This window comes from Stenotrophomonas sp. STM01 (assembly GCF_014852135.1).
GTDB lineage: Bacteria > Pseudomonadota > Gammaproteobacteria > Xanthomonadales > Xanthomonadaceae > Stenotrophomonas > Stenotrophomonas capsici.
In genome coordinates this window covers 547,877-567,515 of sequence record NZ_JACVBA010000001.1, presented here as the reverse complement: position 1 = coordinate 567,515, position 19,639 = coordinate 547,877, and the positions used below count along the sequence as shown (strand labels likewise).

At 65.4% G+C, this 19,639-nt stretch carries 20 protein-coding genes and 1 tRNA gene; all 21 read left to right on the top strand.

Going from position 1 to position 19,639, the window contains the following annotated elements:
• Positions 1-7: 7 nt before the first annotated feature.
• The 21 genes from trpB (at position 8) to nuoL (ending at position 19,637) form a co-directional block, all read left to right on the top strand.
• On the top strand, positions 8-1,225 hold the full coding sequence (trpB, locus tag IB227_RS02620; RefSeq protein ID WP_132864357.1) for a tryptophan synthase subunit beta: 1,218 nt from the start codon (positions 8-10) through the stop codon (positions 1,223-1,225).
• The gene (locus IB227_RS02615; RefSeq protein WP_192286197.1) at positions 1,222-1,854 is read left to right on the top strand and encodes a hypothetical protein; all 633 of its coding nucleotides are present in this window, start codon (positions 1,222-1,224) and stop codon (positions 1,852-1,854) included. The genes trpB and IB227_RS02615 overlap by 4 nt, the downstream gene beginning before the upstream one ends.
• 7 nt (positions 1,855-1,861) lie before the next feature.
• Positions 1,862-2,665 (top strand): tryptophan synthase subunit alpha, encoded by an 804-nt coding sequence (trpA, locus tag IB227_RS02610; protein WP_192287249.1) that lies wholly within the window; start codon positions 1,862-1,864, stop codon positions 2,663-2,665.
• Between the two features lie 241 nt (positions 2,666-2,906).
• The gene (gene accD, locus IB227_RS02605) at positions 2,907-3,788 is read left to right on the top strand and encodes an acetyl-CoA carboxylase, carboxyltransferase subunit beta (protein WP_192286196.1); all 882 of its coding nucleotides are present in this window, start codon (positions 2,907-2,909) and stop codon (positions 3,786-3,788) included.
• Positions 3,788-5,143, top strand: a complete 1,356-nt coding sequence (gene glmM, locus IB227_RS02600) for a phosphoglucosamine mutase (protein WP_192286195.1) — start codon at positions 3,788-3,790, stop codon at positions 5,141-5,143. The genes accD and glmM overlap by 1 nt, the downstream gene beginning before the upstream one ends.
• Before the next feature lie 73 nt (positions 5,144-5,216).
• Positions 5,217-6,155, top strand: a complete 939-nt coding sequence (locus IB227_RS02595) for an isopenicillin N synthase family oxygenase (RefSeq protein WP_192286194.1) — start codon at positions 5,217-5,219, stop codon at positions 6,153-6,155.
• Between the two features lie 166 nt (positions 6,156-6,321).
• Positions 6,322-7,077 (top strand): triose-phosphate isomerase, encoded by a 756-nt coding sequence (gene tpiA, locus IB227_RS02590; protein ID WP_192286193.1) that lies wholly within the window; start codon positions 6,322-6,324, stop codon positions 7,075-7,077.
• A 28-nt stretch (positions 7,078-7,105) separates the two neighbouring features.
• Positions 7,106-7,540, top strand: a complete 435-nt coding sequence (secG, locus tag IB227_RS02585; protein WP_192286192.1) for a preprotein translocase subunit SecG — start codon at positions 7,106-7,108, stop codon at positions 7,538-7,540.
• A 49-nt stretch (positions 7,541-7,589) separates the two neighbouring features.
• A tRNA-Leu gene (locus IB227_RS02580) sits at positions 7,590-7,674 on the top strand.
• A 114-nt stretch (positions 7,675-7,788) separates the two neighbouring features.
• Entirely contained in the window at positions 7,789-8,145 is a 357-nt protein-coding gene (locus IB227_RS02575; protein WP_057633772.1) for an NADH-quinone oxidoreductase subunit A, read from the top strand.
• Entirely contained in the window at positions 8,136-8,690 is a 555-nt protein-coding gene (locus IB227_RS02570) for an NADH-quinone oxidoreductase subunit B (protein ID WP_132864350.1), read from the top strand. Before IB227_RS02575 ends, IB227_RS02570 begins: the two co-directional genes overlap by 10 nt.
• 36 nt (positions 8,691-8,726) lie before the next feature.
• Positions 8,727-9,479, top strand: a complete 753-nt coding sequence (locus tag IB227_RS02565; protein ID WP_132864349.1) for an NADH-quinone oxidoreductase subunit C — start codon at positions 8,727-8,729, stop codon at positions 9,477-9,479.
• Positions 9,476-10,783, top strand: a complete 1,308-nt coding sequence (locus IB227_RS02560) for an NADH-quinone oxidoreductase subunit D (RefSeq protein WP_192286191.1) — start codon at positions 9,476-9,478, stop codon at positions 10,781-10,783. The genes IB227_RS02565 and IB227_RS02560 overlap by 4 nt, the downstream gene beginning before the upstream one ends.
• A gap of 91 nt (positions 10,784-10,874) precedes the next feature.
• Entirely contained in the window at positions 10,875-11,402 is a 528-nt protein-coding gene (nuoE, locus tag IB227_RS02555; RefSeq protein ID WP_192286190.1) for an NADH-quinone oxidoreductase subunit NuoE, read from the top strand.
• Between the two features lie 3 nt (positions 11,403-11,405).
• The gene (gene nuoF, locus IB227_RS02550; protein WP_192286189.1) at positions 11,406-12,743 is read left to right on the top strand and encodes an NADH-quinone oxidoreductase subunit NuoF; all 1,338 of its coding nucleotides are present in this window, start codon (positions 11,406-11,408) and stop codon (positions 12,741-12,743) included.
• The gene (nuoG, locus tag IB227_RS02545) at positions 12,740-14,974 is read left to right on the top strand and encodes an NADH-quinone oxidoreductase subunit NuoG (RefSeq protein ID WP_192286188.1); all 2,235 of its coding nucleotides are present in this window, start codon (positions 12,740-12,742) and stop codon (positions 14,972-14,974) included. Before nuoF ends, nuoG begins: the two co-directional genes overlap by 4 nt.
• A complete protein-coding gene (gene nuoH, locus IB227_RS02540; protein ID WP_132864344.1) occupies positions 14,971-16,065 on the top strand; it encodes an NADH-quinone oxidoreductase subunit NuoH in 1,095 nt (364 codons plus the stop codon). The genes nuoG and nuoH overlap by 4 nt, the downstream gene beginning before the upstream one ends.
• Positions 16,066-16,068: 3 nt before the next feature.
• On the top strand, positions 16,069-16,557 hold the full coding sequence (gene nuoI, locus IB227_RS02535) for an NADH-quinone oxidoreductase subunit NuoI (protein WP_132864343.1): 489 nt from the start codon (positions 16,069-16,071) through the stop codon (positions 16,555-16,557).
• A 9-nt stretch (positions 16,558-16,566) separates the two neighbouring features.
• Positions 16,567-17,220: an NADH-quinone oxidoreductase subunit J gene (locus IB227_RS02530; protein ID WP_192286187.1), complete on the top strand. Its 654-nt coding sequence runs from the start codon at positions 16,567-16,569 to the stop codon at positions 17,218-17,220.
• Complete coding sequence (gene nuoK, locus IB227_RS02525; RefSeq protein WP_054656949.1) at positions 17,217-17,522, top strand: NADH-quinone oxidoreductase subunit NuoK; 306 nt, start codon at positions 17,217-17,219, stop codon at positions 17,520-17,522. The genes IB227_RS02530 and nuoK overlap by 4 nt, the downstream gene beginning before the upstream one ends.
• Before the next feature lie 6 nt (positions 17,523-17,528).
• Positions 17,529-19,637 (top strand): NADH-quinone oxidoreductase subunit L, encoded by a 2,109-nt coding sequence (gene nuoL / locus IB227_RS02520; RefSeq protein WP_192286186.1) that lies wholly within the window; start codon positions 17,529-17,531, stop codon positions 19,635-19,637.
• Positions 19,638-19,639: the final 2 nt, after the last annotated feature.

Genomic DNA, 19,639 nt, shown 5'->3' with positions numbered 1-19,639 from the left:
GATTGCCATGACCGCTGCCCCGATCGACGATTTTCACGCTTTTCCCGATGCCCGGGGCCATTTCGGCCGCTATGGCGGCAGCTTTGTCGCCGAAACCCTGGTCGGCCCGTTGCAGGAGCTGGCGCAGGCCTACGACCAGGCGCGGGTCGATCCGTCCTTCATCGCCGCCTATGACAAGGACCTGAAGCATTACGTCGGCCGGCCCAGCCCGATCTACCACGCCGAGCGGTTGAGCAAGGACGTGGGCGGGGCGCAGATCCTGCTCAAGCGCGAGGACCTGAACCACACCGGCGCGCACAAGATCAACAACACCATCGGCCAGGCCCTGTTGGCCGCACGCATGGGCAAGACCCGCATCATCGCCGAGACCGGCGCCGGCCAGCACGGCGTGGCCTCGGCCACGGTGGCCGCGCGGCTGGGCCTGGAGTGCGTGGTCTACATGGGCGCCACCGACATCGAGCGTCAGAAGATCAACGTCTACCGCATGAAGCTGCTCGGCGCGACGGTGGTGCCGGTCAGCAGCGGCTCGGCCACGCTCAAGGATGCGCTCAACGAAGCCATGCGCGACTGGGTGACCAATGTGCGCGACACCTTCTACATCATCGGCACCGTCGCCGGCCCGGACCCGTACCCACGCATGGTGCGCGACTTCAACGCCATCGTCGGCCGCGAGGCGCGCGCGCAGATGCTGGAGGACTACGGCCGGCTGCCGGATGCAATCACCGCCTGCGTCGGCGGCGGTTCCAACGCCATCGGCCTGTTCCATGCCTTCCTCAATGACCCGCAGGTGAAGATCTACGGTGCCGAGGCCGCCGGTGACGGCATTTCCACCGGCCGCCATGCCGCCTCGATCTCGGCCGGCCGCCCCGGCGTGCTGCACGGCAACCGCACCTATGTGCTGTGCGATGACGATGGCCAGATCACCGAAACCCACTCCATCTCGGCCGGCCTGGATTACCCGGGCGTCGGGCCGGAGCATTCTTTCCTGGCCGACACCGGACGTGCACAGTACCTGGGCATCACCGACGAGGAGGCGCTGGCCGCCTTCCATCGCCTGACCCGTACCGAAGGCATCCTGCCGGCGCTGGAATCCAGCCATGCGGTCGCGCAGGCGATCAAGCTGGCGCGCGAGCTGCCCAAGGACGCGCTGGTGCTGTGCAACCTGTCCGGACGTGGCGACAAGGACGTGCATACCATCGCCGCCCGCGAAGGGCTGGTGCTGTGAGCGTGCCGGTGCTGCGTGCAGCGTTGATGTGCGTGGTGGCCGGGCTGGCCGCCTGCACGCCGGCCGAACCGGAGGTCGTGCCTCCCGCCCCGGCGGCACCTGCATCTACAGTGCAGGCCCCGACCCCGACCCCGACCCCGGCAGCTGCCTCGCCCGCCGATCTCTCCCGGTTTGGTGAGCTGCGCATCGGCGCGCCGTTCGGCAAGGCGCCGGGTGACAGTGCCTTCGTTTCGGCTGGCATGCGCGAGCTGATGGAAGGCGATTGCGAGTACTACGACCAGGGCGGCCTGCCGGAAAGCATGTCGATGATGGTGCTGGGTGACCGCATCGCCCGGTTCGAGGTGGACCTGGAGCAGGACCCCGGCGTCGCGCTCGATGCGCCGCCGGCCGGTGCGCCTGCTCTTCCGTTCGGGCTGTGGACGGGCATGCGCGTGGCCGAGGCCAACAAGCGCCTGCCCGCCGGCGTGGTGACATCGCCGCATGCCTACAACTCCCCGGATGGCGATTACCTGACCTGGACCGACAAGGCCAGCAAGCTGGCCATTCGGCTGGAAACCCTCAATGGCGTGGTCACTGCGATCTATTGGGGCCAGCCGGACGCGGTTGAACTGATTGAAGGATGTGCCTGAGATGTCCGTGACCCGAATTGATGAATGTTTCGCACGCCTGCGCGCTTCCGGGCGCAAGGCGCTGATCCCGTTCGTGACCGCCGGCGATCCGTCGCTGGAGGCGACCGTGCCGGTGATGCATGCCCTGGTGGCCGCCGGTGCCGATGTGATCGAACTGGGCGTGCCGTTTTCCGACCCGATGGCCGACGGCCCGACCATCCAGCGCAGCTCCGAGCACGCGTTGGCGCGGGGTGCCACCCTGCGCTACGTGTTCGACAGCGTCGCCGCCTTCCGCCAGCAGGACAGCAAGACCCCGGTGGTGTTGATGGGCTACCTCAACCCGGTCGAGATCCGCGGCCCGGCCCGGTTTGCCGAGGAAGCGGTGAGCGCCGGCGTGGACGGCGTGCTGCTGGTCGACCTGCCGCCCGAGGAGGCCGAGGAAACCCGGGCGGCCTTCATGGCCGCCGGCCTGGCGCTGATCCTGCTGGCCTCGCCGACCAGTAGCGAGGAGCGTCTCACCACACTGTGCGAAGCCGCGCAGGGCTATCTGTACTACGTGAGCTTTGCCGGTGTCACCGGTGCCTCCGAGCGGCTGGACAGCCAGGCGGCCAGTGAACGCCTGCGCCTGTTGCGCCAACGCAGCAAGGCCCCGGTGGTCGCCGGCTTCGGCATCAAGGATGCGGCCAGCGCTGCGGCGATGGCGGTGGACGCTGATGGCGTGGTGGTCGGTAGTGCGCTTGTCTCCGCGCTGGCTGAGACGTCGACCCCGGAGGCTGCTGCCGAAGCCGCCACCCGTTTCCTGGTCCCGCTGCGCGACGCGCTGGGTCACTGAGCGGCCCGTAGAAGCGGCTTCAGCCGCGAAACCGATACCGCCAAAACACAGGCAATCGCCGGCCCGCTGGGAGGCGGTCGGTGATATCGGCTCCGCGGCCGAGGCTGCTCCTGCCGGGTTTGCCGGCGCTGTAAACGTACGCAGCAGTAGGGTTTCGGGCTACGCCGTGGTCGCAGGGGTGAGCTAGACTGTCGCCCCTGTCGCGGCCTGCGGGCCGCCCTGAATGGAACCATCATTCCGCATGAGTTGGCTCAGCAAGTTGATGCCGTCCGGCATCCGCACCGACAACACGCCCTCCAAGAAGCGCAGCGTCCCCGAAGGCCTGTGGGAAAAGTGCAGCAGCTGCGGCGCGGCCCTGTACCGCCCCGAGCTGGAGGAGAACCTCGAGGTCTGCCCCAAGTGCGGGCATCACATGGCCATCCGCGCGCGCGCGCGCCTGGCCGCGCTGTTCGACGCCGACAGCACCACCGAGATCGCCGCCCGCCTCGGGCCGACCGACGTGCTGAAGTTCAAGGACCAGAAGAAGTACAGCGACCGCATCAAGTCCACCCAGAAGAACACCGGCGAGTACGACGCGCTGGTGGCCATGCGTGGCCTGCTCAAGGGGCGGCCGCTGGTGGCCTCGTCCTTCGATTTCGCCTTCATGGGCGGTTCGATGGGCTCGGTGGTCGGCGAGCGCTTCTCGCTGGCGGCTGAAACCGCGCTGGAGATGGGCGCGCCGTACGTGTGCTTCTCCGCCAGCGGCGGCGCGCGCATGCAGGAAGGCCTGTTCTCGCTGATGCAGATGGCCAAGACCTCGGCCGCGCTGGGCAAGCTGCGCGAGGCTGGCCTTCCGTACATCTCGGTGCTGACCCATCCCACCACCGGTGGCGTGTCGGCCTCGTTCGCGATGCTGGGCGACATCAACATCGCCGAGCCGCAGGCGCTGATCGGCTTTGCCGGCCCGCGCGTGATCGAGCAGACCGTGCGTGAAAAGCTTCCGGAAGGCTTCCAGCGTTCCGAGTTCCTGCTCGAACACGGCGCCATCGACCAGATCTGCGACCGTCGTGAGATGCGCGACCGCCTGTCCGACCTGTTGGCCATGATGATGCGCCAGCCCCAGAACCAGGACGAAGCGGCCTGATGAGCGCACGCAAGTATTTCGGTACCGACGGCATCCGTGGCCGCGTCGGCAAGGGGGTCATTTCCGCCGATTTCGTGCTGCGCGTGGGCAATGCGTTGGGCCGGGTGCTGGTCGAGCGCAACGGCGGCCAGCCCACCGTGGTGATCGGCAAGGACACCCGCATCTCCGGCTACATGTTCGAATCGGCGCTGGAGGCCGGGTTGGTCGCGGCCGGCGTCAACGTGCAGTTGATCGGCCCGATGCCGACCCCGGCGGTGGCCTTCCTGGCGCACACGCTGGGCGCTGATGCCGGCATCGTCATCAGTGCCTCGCACAACCCGCACTACGACAACGGCATCAAGTTCTTCTCTGGAGAAGGGGAGAAGCTCGACGATGCCACTGAACTGGCGCTGGAAGCTGCGATGGACCAGCCCTTCAGTACAGTCGAGTCCGAGCAGTTGGGCAAGGCGATGCGTGCCCGTGACGCGGTGGGCCGCTACATCGAATTCTGCAAGGCCAGCGTGCCGCGCGACTTCTACCTGCGTGGCCTGAAGATCGTGCTGGATTGCGCCCACGGCGCCACCTACCACGTCGCCCCGCTGCTGTTCCGCGAGCTGGGCGCCGACGTGGTTGCGATCGGTGCCGAGCCCAACGGCGTGAACATCAATGACGGTGTCGGCTCCACCCACATCGACAACCTGTCGCGCAAGGTGGTCGAGGTCGGTGCTGACCTGGGCATCGCCTTCGACGGTGACGGCGATCGCGTGCTGATGGTTGATGACACTGGCGCGGCGGTCGATGGCGACGGCCTGTTGTACCTGCTGGCCAAGGCCTGGCAGGCCAGTGGTCGTCTGCGCGGCCCGGTGGTCGGTACGCTGATGACCAATTACGGGTTGGAACAGGCGCTGGAGCAGCTGGGCATTGCCTTCGTGCGTGCCAATGTCGGTGACCGGTACGTGCACCAGGCGCTGGTCGAAGGCAATGGCGTGCTCGGTGGCGAGGCGTCCGGCCACATCCTGTGCCTGGACCGCGCCACCACCGGCGATGCCATCGTCAGTGCGCTGCAGGTGCTGGAAGTGCTGGGACGCGATGGCGCCAGCCTGCGCCAGGCGCTGCAGGGGCTGGCCCAGGTGCCGCAGAAGACCATCAACGTGCGCCTGGAGTCCGGGGCGCGGGAGGTGGTGAACAGTGCCCCGGTACAAGAGGCGCTGGCCGCCGCGCAGCAGGCCGTGGCCGGGCGGGGCAGGGCGTTCCTGCGTCCCTCCGGTACCGAGCCGGTGGTGCGTGTCACGGTCGAGGCCGACGAGGCCGGGCTGATGAGCGCCACGCTGGAAGCCCTGGCCGATGCGGTGCGTTCGGCTGCCGCACAGGTTTGAGCTGGATCATGGTGTTGTCCCGGGGCGCTCGGTTCCAATGGCCGCCGCCCCGTTTCCCTTTCTGGAGTTTCAAATGAGTTCCCGTATTCCCACCCTCGACATCACCCGCTTTGACACCGACCGTGAGGCCTTCGTGGCCGAGCTGGGCGCGGCGTACCGCGAGTGGGGCTTCGCGGGTATCCGCAACCACGGCATCCCGCAGGCCGAGATCGATGCTGCCTACGACGTGTTCAAGGCCTTCTTCGCCCTGCCCGAAGCGGTGAAGAAGCAGTACCACATCGCCGGCGGTGGCGGTGCCCGCGGCTATACCCCGTTCGGCGTGGAAACGGCCAAGGGCTCCAAGCACTTCGACCTGAAGGAGTTCTGGCACGTCGGTCGCGAGATCCCGGACGATTCCAGGTACCGCGACGTGATGCCGCCGAACCTGTGGCCGAGCGAGGTGCCGGGTTTCCGTGAGTACGGCTATGGCCTGTACCAGAAGCTCGACAACCTGGGTTCGCGCGTGCTGTCGGCGCTGGCGTTGCACATCGGCCTGCCGCAGGACTACTTCGCCGACAAGACCAACAACGGCAACTCGATCCTGCGCCCGATCCATTACCCGCCGATCACCACCGACGACATCCCCAATGTCCGCGCCGGTGCACATGGCGACATCAACTTCATCACCCTGCTGGTGGGCGCCAGCGCCGCCGGCCTGGAAGTGCAGTCGCACGAGGGCGAGTGGGTGCCGTTCACCTCGGACGCGGACACCATCGTGGTCAACATCGGCGACATGCTGCAGCGCCTGACCAACCACGTGTACCCGTCGACCATCCACCGGGTGGTCAACCCCCCGGGCGACCTGGCTCGCCAGCCGCGCTACTCGGTGCCGTTCTTCCTGCACCCGAACCCGGACTTCCTGATCGATGTGCTGCCCTCGTGCATCACCCCGGAGAACCCGAGCCGGTACCCGGAGGCGATCACCGCCCATGGCTTCCTGGAAGAGCGTCTGCGCGAGATCAAGCTGAAGTAACGCCCGGTGCCGGCTCTGCCGGTTCCGGTTCGTCCGCAAGCGCCGTCGCGGCCCCTGGCCCGGCGGCGTTTGTGCATGTTGTCCCGCTTTGTCCGCAGTTGTCCTGCCGATGTCTGCATTTCGGCTATCCTTCGCCCACCTTTTTAGAACTGGGAGTCACTCCTGAATGCGCCAGAAGATCGTTGCCGGTAACTGGAAGCTGCATGGCAGCCGTCAATTCGCCACCGAGTTGGTGGGGCAGGTGGCTGCCGGGCTGCCGCTGGAGGGAGTGAAGGTGGTGATCCTGCCGCCGTTGCCGTACCTGGGCGACCTGGTCGAGGACTTCGAGGGTACGGCGCTGGAATTTGGTGCGCAGGACGTCAGCTGTAATGAAAAGGGTGCCTATACCGGTGAAGTTTCGGCCAGCATGCTGATTGATGTCGGCGCCAGCCATGGCTTGGTGGGGCATTCGGAGCGCCGCCAGTACCACCATGAGAGCAGCGAGTTGGTGGCACGCAAGTTCGTGGCAGCCATCCATGCTGGCCTGGTCCCAGTCTTGTGTGTCGGTGAGACGCTGGAGCAGCGTGAAGCCGGCCAGACCGAGCAGGTCATCGCCGCACAGCTGGCGCCGGTGTTGGAGTTGGCCGGGGTCGAGGCCTTCGCCAGGGCGGTGGTGGCCTATGAGCCGGTCTGGGCGATCGGCACCGGCCGGACCGCCACGCCGGAGCAGGCGCAGGCCGTGCATGCGTTCATCCGTGGCGAAGTGGCCAAGCGCGATGCTAGAATCGCTGATTCGCTGCCGCTGCTCTATGGTGGCAGCGTCAAGCCCGACAATGCCGCAGAGCTGTTTTCGCAGCCTGACGTTGATGGCGGGCTGGTAGGCGGCGCATCGCTGGTGGCGGCGGATTTCCTGGCCATCGCGAGGGCAGCAGCCGGTCGCTAACGGGTGAATTGTCCGGGACGGATTTCAAATGCTGATGTTGATCCTCAATGTGGTCTATGTGCTGGTGGCGATCGCGATGATCGCGCTGATCCTGATGCAGCGCGGTTCTGGCGCGGCGGCGGGCTCGGGTTTTGGTGCCGGCGCCTCGGGCACGGTGTTCGGTGCGCGTGGCGCGTCCAACTTCCTGTCCAAGTCGACCAAGTGGCTGGCCGTGGTGTTCTTCGGCATCAGCCTGTTCATGGCCTGGTACGCCAGCCATGGCGCCCGCTCCTCCGGTGAAGGCCTGGGCCTGATGTCGACCCAGATCGAGGCCCCGGCGGCTACCCCGGCCGCGCCGGCCGGTGAGTTGCAGTCCATCCCGCAGGCCCCGGCGGCCGGCGAAGTGCCGCAGGCAGCAGCCCCGGCAGAAAATATTCCGTCCAGTAGTGAAGAAAAGCCTGCCGAAGGCGCACAGAAAGACTGAAGACGGTTACAATACGCGGCGCTCTGCTGAACCAGCAGGGCCGACGTAAGCCCAGGTGGCGGAATTGGTAGACGCACTACCTTGAGGTGGTAGCGACGAGAGTCGTAGGGGTTCGAGTCCCCTCTTGGGCACCATAGTTTGTAAGCGGGTACGCGGGATGCAGCAGCCTCCCGTCGTGGCAAGTCCCGTCAATCCCCCATGCCTTGGCGCCCTTCGGGTGTCCCGGGCAGAGGCAAGAGAGAATCGCTGTGCTGGCCGAATATTTGCCGTCTCTGCTGTTTCTGATCGTCGCCACCGGCATCGGCGTCACGCTGATGTTGATCGGTCGGTTCCTCGCTCCCCGTTCGCCGGACAACGAGAAACTCTCGGCCTACGAGTGTGGCTTCGAGGCGTTCGAAAACGCGCGCATGAAGTTCGACGTGCGTTACTACCTGATCGCCATCCAGTTCATCGTCTTTGACCTGGAAATCATCTTCATCGTGCCTTGGACCCAGGTCTTCATGGAGCTGGGCGCCCGCTCGCTCGTGACCATGGGCCTGTTCGTGGGCATGTTGTTCCTCGGCTTTATCTACGTTTGGAAGAAGGGAGCGCTGGAATGGGAGTGATTCAGACTCTCGACGGCCTGATGAACAACCCCGTCCCGGAAGGGCGGGTTGATGACATTCTGCGGCCTGAAGGCGAGAACCCCCTGCTCGAGAAGGGCTACGTGACCACCAGCGTCGACGCGCTGTTGAACTGGGCGCGTACCGGCTCGATGTGGCCGATGACCTTCGGTCTGGCCTGCTGCGCGGTGGAGATGATGCACGCCGGCGCCGCCCGCCTGGACCTTGACCGTTACGGCGTGGTGTTCCGCCCGTCGCCGCGCCAGTCCGACGTGATGATCGTGGCTGGCACCCTGGTCAACAAGATGGCCCCGGCGCTGCGCAAGGTCTACGACCAGATGCCCGACCCGAAGTGGGTCATCTCGATGGGTAGCTGCGCCAATGGCGGCGGCTATTACCACTATTCGTATGCCGTGGTGCGTGGCTGTGACCGCGTGGTGCCGGTGGACGTGTACGTCCCGGGTTGCCCGCCGACCGCCGAGGCGCTGGTCTACGGCATCTTGCAGCTGCAGAAGAAGATCTGGCGCACCCAGACCATCTCCCGCTGACGATCCCCCTTTCAAATCAAGAGCACGCCAGCCCCCATGGCCCAGCAAGCACCTTCAATCATCGACCGACTTGCCGCACGTTTCGCCGGTGCGCAGGTCAGCGTGGTCGAACCGCGTGGCGAAGTGACGCTGGAGGTGCCCGCCGCGGACTGGCATGCAACGGCCCAGGTGCTGCGTGACGAGCTCGGCTTCGAGCATGCCACCGACCTGTGCGGCGTCGATTACCTCGGCTACGGCAGCGACGAGTGGGATACCTCGGACGTCTCCTCGCACGGTTTCAGCCGTGGCGTGGAAGGCAAGGGCGCCGGCCGTTTCGCGTGGGGCGAGTTCCCCAGCCACGAAACCGCCGAAGGCGCCCGCCCGGATGCACTGCCGAAGCAGCGCTTCGCAGTGGTCGTCCAGCTGCGTTCCTACCAGCACAACCAGCTGCTGCGCCTGCGCTGCTTCGCTCCCAGTGAAGAACTGCCGGTGGTGGCCTCGCTGACCGACATCTGGCCGGGCCTGAACTGGTTCGAGCGCGAGGCGTTCGACCTGTACGGCGTGATCTTCGAAGGTCACCCGGACCTGCGCCGCATCCTGACCGACTACGGTTTCGTGGGCCATCCGTTCCGCAAGGATTTCCCGCTGATCGGCAACGTCGAAGTGCGTTACGACGAAGAAAAGAAGCGTGTGGTGTACGAGCCGGTGACTTCGGTCGAGCCGCGCGTCGGCGTGCCGCGCGTGATCCGCGATGACGCCCGCTTCCAGACCGCGGAAGGCGAGCGCGCGCTGACGGAGGCAAGCAAGTGAGTGAGTTCCATCAGGCCTCGCAGGCCTTCGCCAGCAATCCCGCCGAAGCCCGGCAGGAGATCCGCAACTACACCATGAACTTCGGCCCGCAGCACCCGGCCGCGCATGGCGTGCTGCGCCTGATTCTGGAAATGGACGGTGAAACCATCGTCCGTGCCGACCCGCACATCGGCCTGCTGCACCGCGCGACCGAGAAGCTGGCCGAGTCCAAGCCGTTCAATCAGTCGGTCGGCTACATGGACCGCCTGGACTACTGCTCGATGATGTGCAACGAGCACGCCTACGTGCGCGCGATCGAGACCCTGGTGGGGATCGAGGCGCCGGAGCGTGCGCAGTACATCCGCACCCTGTTCGATGAAGTCACCCGCATCCTGAACCACCTGATGTGGCTGGGTTCCAACGCGCTCGACCTGGGCGCGATGGCGGTGATGTTGTACGCCTTCCGTGAGCGCGAAGAGCTGATGGACTGCTACGAGGCGGTCTCCGGTGCGCGCATGCACGCGGCCTACTACCGTCCGGGCGGTGTGTACCGTGACCTGCCGGACACGATGCCGAAGTACAAGGAGTCCCGTTGGCACAAGGGCAACGCGCTGAAGCGTTTGAATGCCTCGCGCGAAGGCTCGCTGCTGGACTTCCTGGAGAACTTCACCAACGAGTTCCCTTCGCGCGTCGACGAGTACGAAACCCTGCTCACCGACAACCGCATCTGGAAGCAGCGTACGGTCGGCATCGGCGTGATCAGCCCGGAGCATGCGCTGGCATGGGGCATGACCGGCGTGATGCTGCGCGGTTCGGGCATTGCCTGGGACCTGCGCAAGAAGCAGCCGTACGCCAAGTACGACGCGGTTGATTTCGACATCCCGCTGGGCACCAATGGCGACTGCTACGACCGTTACCTGGTCCGCGTGGCCGAGATGCGCGAATCCAACCGCATCATCAAGCAGTGCGTGCAGTGGCTGAAGGCCAACCCGGGCCCGGTCATGGTCAAGAACTTCAAGATCGCCCCGCCGGCCCGCGCCGAGATGAAGGACGACATGGAAGCGCTGATCCACCACTTCAAGCTGTTCAGCGAAGGCTACTGCGTACCGGCCGGCGAGACCTACGCCGCGGTCGAGGCGCCGAAGGGTGAGTTTGGCTGCTACCTGATGTCCGACGGTGCCAACAAGCCGTTCCGCGTGCACCTGCGTGCGCCGGGCTTCGCCCACTTGTCCTCGATCGATTCGATCGTGCGCGGCCACATGCTGGCCGACGTGGTGGCGATGATTGGTACCTACGACCTCGTGTTTGGTGAGGTCGACCGGTAATGCCGGGCAACAACACAGCGCCCGGTGCCTGCGCGGCTTGCCTGCTGCAGGTATCGGTTTTTCAGGATTTGGTATTCGTTGAGGTCGGCCGATGAAGGCGACAGGTAATTACGAGGCAGCACGCGACGTCGACCCGATGGTCGTGTTGAGTGACAAGACGCGTGCCCACATTGACCACTGGTTGACCAAGTTCCCGCCGGAGCGCAAGCGTTCGGCGGTGCTGCAGGGCCTGCACGCCGCCCAGGAGCAGAACCAGGGCTGGCTGACCGACGAGCTGATCGCCGGCGTGGCCAAGTACCTGGACCTGCCGTTCGTGTGGGCCTACGAAGTCGCCACCTTCTACTCGATGTTCGAGACCGAGAAGGTGGGCCGCAACAACGTCGCCATCTGCACCAACATCAGCTGCTGGCTCAATGGCGCCGACGACATCGTCCGCCATTGCGAGAAGAAGCTGGGCATCAAGCACGGCGAATCGACCCCGGACGGCCGCGTCTACCTCAAGCGCGAGGAAGAGTGCCTGGCCGGCTGCGCGGGCGCGCCGATGATGGTCATCAACGGTCACTACCATGAGCGCCTGACGCTGGATCAGGTCGACGCGCTGCTGGACGGGCTGGAGTAAGGCATGGCACACCACGAATCCAAGGGCCCGGTCGGACCGGCGCCGCTTCCGCACAACGTGGTTTACACCACGCTGCACTACGACACCCCGTGGTCGTACGAGAGCTACCTCAAGACCGGCGGTTACGCCGCGCTGCGCAAGATCCTCGAAGAGAAGATCCCGCCGGCCGACGTGATCGAGATGGTCAAGCAGTCCGGCCTGCGTGGCCGCGGCGGCGCGGGCTTCCCGACCGGCCTGAAGTGGTCCTTCATGCCCAAGGGCGACGTGCAGAAGTACATCCTCTGCAACTCGGACGAATCCGAGCCGGGCACCTGCAAGGACCGCGACATCCTGCGCTACAACCCGCACTCGGTGGTGGAGGGCATGGCCATCGCCTGCTACGCCACCGGTTCCACCGTGGGCTACAACTACCTGCGTGGTGAGTTCCACCACGAGCCGTTCGAGCACTTCGAGCAGGCCTTGGCCGATGCCTACAAGCATGGCTGGCTGGGCAAGAACGTGCTGGGCAGCGGCGTGGACATCGACATCTACGGTGCGCTGGGCGCCGGCGCCTACATCTGCGGCGAAGAAACCGCGCTGATGGAATCGCTGGAAGGCAAGAAGGGCCAGCCGCGCTACAAGCCGCCGTTCCCGGCCAACTTCGGCCTGTACGGCAAGCCGTCGACGATCAACAACACCGAGACCTACGGCTCGGTGCCGGCGATCATCCGCAACGGTCCGGAGTGGTTCAAGGGCCTGAGCCTGACCAACAACGGCGGCCCGAAGTGCTTCTCGGTCTCCGGTTGCGTCACCAAGGGCGGCAACTTCGAAGTGCCGCTGGGCACCACCTTCGACGCGCTGCTGGAAATGGCCGGTGGCCTGCGCCCGGGCCGCAAGCTGAAGGCGGCGATCCCGGGCGGCGTCTCGATGCCGGTGCTGACGGCCGAGCAGCTCAAGGACCTGCCGATGGACTACGACACCATCCGTGCGCTGGGCTCCGGCCTGGGTTCGGGTGCGATCGTGGTGCTGGATGACAGCGTGTGCTGCGTCAAGTTCGCCTGCCGCATCAGCCAGTTCTTCCACAAGGAATCCTGCGGCCAGTGCACCCCGTGCCGTGAAGGCACCGGCTGGATGCACCGCGTGCTGGAGCGCATCGTCGCCGGCCAGGCCACGATGGACGACCTGCACCAGCTCAAGACGGTGGCCGGCCAGATCGAAGGCCACACCATCTGCGCGTTCGGTGAAGCGGCGGCATGGCCGATCCAGGGTTTCCTGCGCCAGTTCTGGGACGAATTCGAGTACTACATCGTCAACGGTCATTCGATGGTTGACGGCAAGAAGGTGGAGGCTGCTGCCGCATGAGCGCGCAACCGGTAAATCCAAACGTGCCGCCGGACCACGTCTCGATCGAGATCGATGGCCAGGCACTGGTCGTGCCCAAGGGTTCGATGATCATCCAGGCCGCCGACAAGGCCGGCATCCCGATCCCGCGCTTCTGCTACCACGAGAAGCTGCCGATCGCCGCCAACTGCCGCATGTGCCTGGTCGACGTTGAAAAGTCGCCCAAGCCGTCGCCGGCGTGCGCGACCCCGGTCATGGATGGCATGAAGATCCAGACCCGCAACGAGAAGGCGCTCAAGTACCAGCGTTCGGTGATGGAGTTCCTGCTCATCAATCACCCGCTGGACTGCCCGATCTGCGACCAGGGCGGTGAGTGCGAGCTGCAGGACGTCTCGCTGGGCTACGGCCGTTCGGTCAGCCGCTTCAACGAGCGCAAGCGCGTGGTGGCCGACGAGGACATGGGTCCGCTGGTCGCCACCGAGATGACCCGCTGCATCCAGTGCACCCGCTGCGTGCGCTTCACCGCCGAAGTGGCGGGCACCTACGAGCTGGGTGGCATGTCGCGCGGCGAGAACCTGCAGATCGGCACCTACGACGGCAAGCCGCTGACCACCGAGCTGTCCGGCAACGTCATCGACGTGTGCCCGGTTGGCGCGCTGACCAACAAGGTGTTCCAGTTCAAGGCACGCCCGTGGGAGCTGACCGCGCGCGAGTCGCTGGGTTACCACGACGCGATGGGCTCGAACCTGTTCCTGCACGTGCGCCGCGGCGAAGTGCTGCGCGCGGTGCCGCGTGACAACGAGCTGGTCAACGAGTGCTGGCTGTCCGACCGCGATCGTTACTCGCACCAGGGCCTGTATGCCGCTGACCGAGCGGTCAAGCCGCTGCAGAAGGTCAACGGCGAGTGGAAGGAAGTGAGCTGGGCCGAAGGCCTGGCCGCCGCCCGCGAGATCCTTGACGCCAACCGTGGCGAGGACCTCGGCGTGCTGGTGCATCCGTCGACCTCCAACGAGGAAGGCGCGCTGCTGGCTCGTCTGGCCGCCGGCCTGGGTTCGAACAACATCGACCACCGCATCAACAACCGCGACTTCTCCGATGCGCCGGTAGCCGAAGTGTTCGGCGCCTCGCTGGCTGACATCGAGAACGCCGACCGCATCGTCGTGCTGGGTAGCAACATCCGCCACGAACTGCCGCTGCTGCATGCCCGCCTGCGCAAGGCGCAGACCCAGCGTGGCGCGCAGATCTTCGCGGTCAACCCGGTGGAGTTCGACTTCGCCTTCAAGCTGGCCGGCAAGCAGATCGTCGCCCCGTCGCGCTTCGTCGAGGCGCTGGGCAACGCACAGCTGGTCGATGCGGTGAAGGGCGGTGCCAACACCGTCGTCATCGTCGGTGCGATTGCCGAGAATCACCCGCAGGCCGCCGCGATCCGTTCGGCCGCCAGTGCATTCGCCGCCGCCACCGGCGCCAAGCTGTGCCGCATCCCGCAGGGCGCCAATGCCGTTGGCCTGTCGCGCGTCGGCGTGCTGCCGGCCGGCAAGGACGTCAACGCGATGCTGGCGCAGCCGCGCAAGGCCTACGTGCTGTACGGCATCGAGCCGGGCCTGGACTTCGCCGACACCAACGCCGCCCGCAAGGCGCTGGCCGGTGCCAAGGTGGTGTCCTTCAGCCAGTACGCTTGTGCCTCGACCCGCGACGTCGCCGACCTGATCCTGCCGATCGGCGCGCTGCCGGAAGTCGACGGCACGCTGACCAACCTCGACGGCCGCGAGCAGGTCGCCCGTGCCGGTGGCAAGCTGCAGGGCGAGGCCCGCGAGGGCTGGCGCGTACTGCGTGCGCTGGGTGGTGACATGCAGTTGGCCGGTTTTGGCTTCACCGATCTGGCCGGCCTGCGCGCGAGCATCGCGCCGGTGTCGGTCAAGGTGGCCGCTTCGGCGCAGCCGCAGGTGGCGGGCGAGGGCCTGGAGGTCGCTTCGACCCCAGCCATCTACCGCACCGATGCCGTCGTCCGCCGTGCCCAGGCACTGCAGGCGCATCCGCTCAACACCGACCCGCGCATCGTGCTCAGTACCGACGATGCCGCGCGCCTGTCGCTGGGCGAGGGCCAGATGGCAAAGGTCGGCAACGATGCCGGTCGTGCCACGCTGCCGGTGGTGGTCGACGCGCGCGTCGCCGCCGGTACGGTTTGGATTGAATCGGGCCACGGCGCGACCGCGCCGCTGGGTGCCGCACGTGTAACGGTGGTGGCTGCATGAACGAGTTGCTGTTGAACGCGGTCGACCCGCTGCACCAGTGGTTCCTCGCCCTGGGCGACATCGGCATCGTCCTGTGGACGGTGCTGAAGATCCTGCTCATCGCGATGCCGGTGATCATCTCGGTGGCGTTCTACGTGTTGTGGGAGCGCAAGCTGATCGGCTGGATGCACGTCCGCCACGGGCCCATGTACGTGGGCCTCGGCGGCCTGCTGCAGGCGTTCGCCGACGTCACCAAGCTGCTGTTCAAGGAAATCATCGCTCCGGCCAGCGCGCACAAGGCGATGTACGTCATCGCGCCGCTGATCGTGCTGGCGCCGTCGTTCGCGGCGTGGGCGGTGGTGCCCTTCGACTACAAGCTGGTGCTGTCCAACGCCAACGTCGGCCTGCTGTACCTGCTGGCGATGACCTCGCTGGGCGTGTACGGCGTGATCCTGGCCGGTTGGGCGTCCAACTCGAAGTACGCCTTCCTCGGCGCGATGCGTTCGGCCGCCCAGGTGGTCAGCTACGAAATCGCGATGGGCTTCGCACTGGTCGGCGTGATGATCGCCGCCGGCAGCCTGAACCTGACCGACATCGTGCTGGCGCAGAAGGGTGATTCGGGCCTGTTCGACTGGTTCCTGCTGCCGCTGCTGCCGCTGTTCGTCGTGTACTGGGTGTCCGGCGTCGCCGAGACCAACCGCGCGCCGTTCGACGTGGTGGAAGGCGAGTCGGAAATCGTCGCCGGCCACATGGTCGAGTACTCCGGCGGTGCGTTCGCGCTGTTCTTCCTGGCCGAATACGCCAACATGATCCTGGTCAGCTTCCTGATCTCGATCTTCTTCCTGGGTGGCTGGCTGAGCCCGCTGCAGGGTTGGGTCAGCGGCGATGTGTCGCCGTGGATCAACTGGATCTGGGACGGTGGTTGGCCGTGGCTGCTGCTCAAGGTGCTGTTCTTCGCCAGCGCCTACATCTGGTTCCGTGCCAGCTTCCCGCGTTTCCGTTACGACCAGATCATGCGTCTGGGTTGGAAGGTGTTCATCCCGCTGACCATTTTCTGGATCGCGGTGACGGCACTGATGGTGTTCTACGGCGTGATCCAGAAGGGCGTTTGATTCATGAATAAGATCACCCACTATTTCAAGAGCCTGCTGCTCCTGGAGCTGCTCGGAGGCCTGTGGCTGACGTTGAAGTACACGTTCAAGCCCAAGTACACCGTGCTGTACCCGATGGAGAAGTTCCCGCAGTCGCCGCGCTTCCGCGGCCTGCACGCCCTGCGCCGTTATCCCAACGGTGAAGAGCGCTGCATCGCCTGCAAGCTGTGCGAAGCGGTGTGCCCGGCGCTGGCCATCACCATCGACTCGGCCAAGCGCGAGGACGGCACCCGCCGCACCACGCGTTACGAGATCGATCTGTTCAAGTGCATCTTCTGCGGCTTCTGCGAGGAAAGCTGCCCGGTGGACTCGATCGTCGAGACCCACATTCTCGAGTACCACTTCGAGAAGCGTGGCGAAAACATCATCACCAAGCCGCAGCTGCTGGCCATCGGCGATCGGCTTGAAACCGAAATCGCCGAGCGCCGCGCCGCCGACGCTGCTTTCCGCTGAGGTCTCGAGATGGATTGGGTAAATATCGCTTTCTGGTTCTTCTCGATCATCGCGGGCATTTCGGCCGCGTCGGTGATCAGCGTGCGCAACCCGGTGTATGCCGTGCTGTGCCTGATCCTGACCTTCTTCTCGGTGGCCTGCGTGTGGCTGCTGGTGGGGGCCGAGTTCCTGGGCGTCACGCTGGTGCTGGTGTACGTCGGTGCGGTGATGGTGTTGTTCCTGTTCGTGGTGATGATGCTGGACATCGATACCACCAACCTGCGTGAAGGCTGGGTGCGCTACCTGCCGGTGGGCCTGGTGGTCGCGGTGGTGATGCTGGTGCAGATGCTGACCCTGATCGGCATCAAGGCCCGCATGGCGCCGTTCCCCGTGGACAACGCCGCCGCGGTCGCCGCGGACACCTCCAACATCACCTGGCTGGCGCGCAGCCTGTTCACCGAATACCTGCTGCCGTTCGAGTTCGCCGCAGTGATCCTGACCGTCGCCGTGGTGGCAGCCGTGATGCTGACCCTGCGTCGCCGTCAGGGCCTGAAGACGCAGAACCCGACCGAGCAGACCATGGTCAAGGCAAAAGACCGCCTGCGCATCGTCAAGATGGCCGCCGAGAAGCCGGTGGTGCAGGTGCAAGCGAACAACGAAGGTGGCGAGGAGGCCAAGCCATGATTTCCCTGGGCCATATGCTCGCGCTGGGCGCGGTGATGTTCTGCATCTCCGTCGCCGGCATCTTCCTGAACCGGAAGAACATCATCGTGCTGCTGATGTCGATCGAACTGATGCTGCTGTCGGTCAACATCAACTTCATCGCCTTCTCGCGTGAGCTGGGCGATACCGCCGGCCAGCTGTTCGTGTTCTTCATCCTGACCGTGGCCGCAGCCGAAGCTGCAATCGGCCTCGCGATCCTGGTGACCTTGTTCCGTACTCGCCACACCATCAACGTGGGCGAAGTTGATTCGCTGAAGGGCTGATCCGAGATGGAAATCACTCTCTCCAAGAGTCTGTTGATCGCAGTGGTGCTCGCACCACTGTTCGGCAGCATCATCGCCGGCCTCTTCGGACGCCAGGTCGGGCGCAAGGGCGCCCAATACATAACCATCCTCGGCGTGGCGATCAGCTTCGTGCTGTCCGCACACACGCTGTACCAGCTGCTGTGGGGTGGGGCGCAGCCGTTCAACCAGAACATCTACACCTTCTTCGAGGTCGGCCAGTACGCGGCCCACGTCGGCTTCATGATCGATCGCATGACCGCTATGATGATGGTGGTGGTGAGCTTCGTGTCGCTGCTGGTGCACATCTACTCCATCGGCTACATGTCCGAGGACGACGGCTACCAGCGCTTCTTCAGCTACATCTCGCTGTTCACCTTCTCGATGTTCACGCTGGTGATGAGCAACAACTTCCTGCAGCTGTTCTTCGGCTGGGAAGCGGTGGGTCTGGTGTCGTACCTGCTGATCGGCTTCTACTTCAAGAAGCCCAGCGCCATCTTCGCCAACATGAAGGCCTTCCTGGTCAACCGCGTCGGCGACTTCGGCTTCCTGCTTGGCATCGGCGGCATCCTGTGGGCGTTCGGCACGCTGGACTACGCCACCGTGTTCGCCAATGCCGGCACCGTGCTGGGTACCGATGCCACCGGCCATGCCATGGTGCAGCTGATCGGTGACCACCAGTGGTCGATCGCCACCGTGATCTGCATCTGCCTGTTCATCGGCGCGATGGGCAAGTCGGCCCAGGTGCCGCTGCACGTGTGGCTGCCGGACTCGATGGAAGGCCCGACCCCGATCTCGGCGCTGATCCATGCCGCGACGATGGTGACCGCGGGCATCTTCATGGTCACCCGCATGTCGCCGCTGTTCGAGCTGTCGCAGACCGCGCTGGACTTCATCCTGTTCATCGGTGCGACCACGGCCTTCTTCACCGGCCTGATCGGCATCGTGCAGAGCGACATCAAGCGCGTGGTTGCCTACTCGACGCTGTCGCAGCTGGGCTACATGACCGTTGCCCTGGGCGTGTCCGCCTACTCGGGCGCCGTGTTCCACCTGATGACCCACGCCTTCTTCAAGGCGCTGCTGTTCCTGGGTGCCGGTTCGGTGATCATCGGCATGCACCACGAGCAGAACATGCTGAAGATGGGCGGCCTGCGCAAGTACATGCCGATCACCCACATCACTATGTGGATCGGTACGCTGGCCCTGGTCGGCACCCCGTTCTTCGCGGGCTTCTACTCCAAGGACACCATCATCGAAGCCGCCGCGCACCACGCGCAGCATTCGTCCAGCTGGGTGGCCACGTATGGCTACTGGGCGGTGCTTGGCGGCGTGATCGTCACCAGCTTCTACAGCTTCCGCCTGCTGTTCCTGACCTTCTTCGGCAAGGAGCGCTTCCGTGACGCGCACGATGACCACGGCCATCACGGCCATGGCCACGATGACCACCACGGTCACGGCGCCCACGAGCCGCACGAGTCGCCGCTGGTGGTGACGGTGCCGCTGATCCTGCTGGCCATCCCGTCCATCCTGATCGGCTTCTTCACCATTGGCCCGATGCTGTTCGGCACCGGCTGGGACGGTCATGCCGCCGAGGGTGGCGTGCCGGGCCAGGCCATGTCGTTCTTCACCGGCATCGTTGATTTCTACGACCCGGCACGCGACACCATCGCCGCCGTGGGCAAGGAGTTCTGGCACGGCTCAGTGGCCTACGCGCTGCACGGCATGATGATGCCGGCGTTCTGGCTGACGGTTGCGGGCTTCATCCTGGCGTGGGTGTTCTACGTCTGGAAGCCGGAACTGGCCGGTCAGGCGCGCAAGAACCTGGCACCGCTGGTTTCGGTGCTGGAAAACAAGTACGGCTTCGACAAGCTCTGGATCGACGGCTTTGCCGGCGGTGGTGTGCAGCTCGGCAAGGCCGCCCGTGCCGTGGACAGCACGGTCGTCGACGGTGTGGTGGTGAATGGTTCGGCCCGTCTGGTCGACCTGGCTGCCAACCTGCTGCGCCGCACCCAATCCGGTTTCCTCTACCACTACGCCTTCGCGATGATCATCGGCCTGATTGCCCTGCTGGGCCTGCTGATGCATTTCTGGCGTTGACC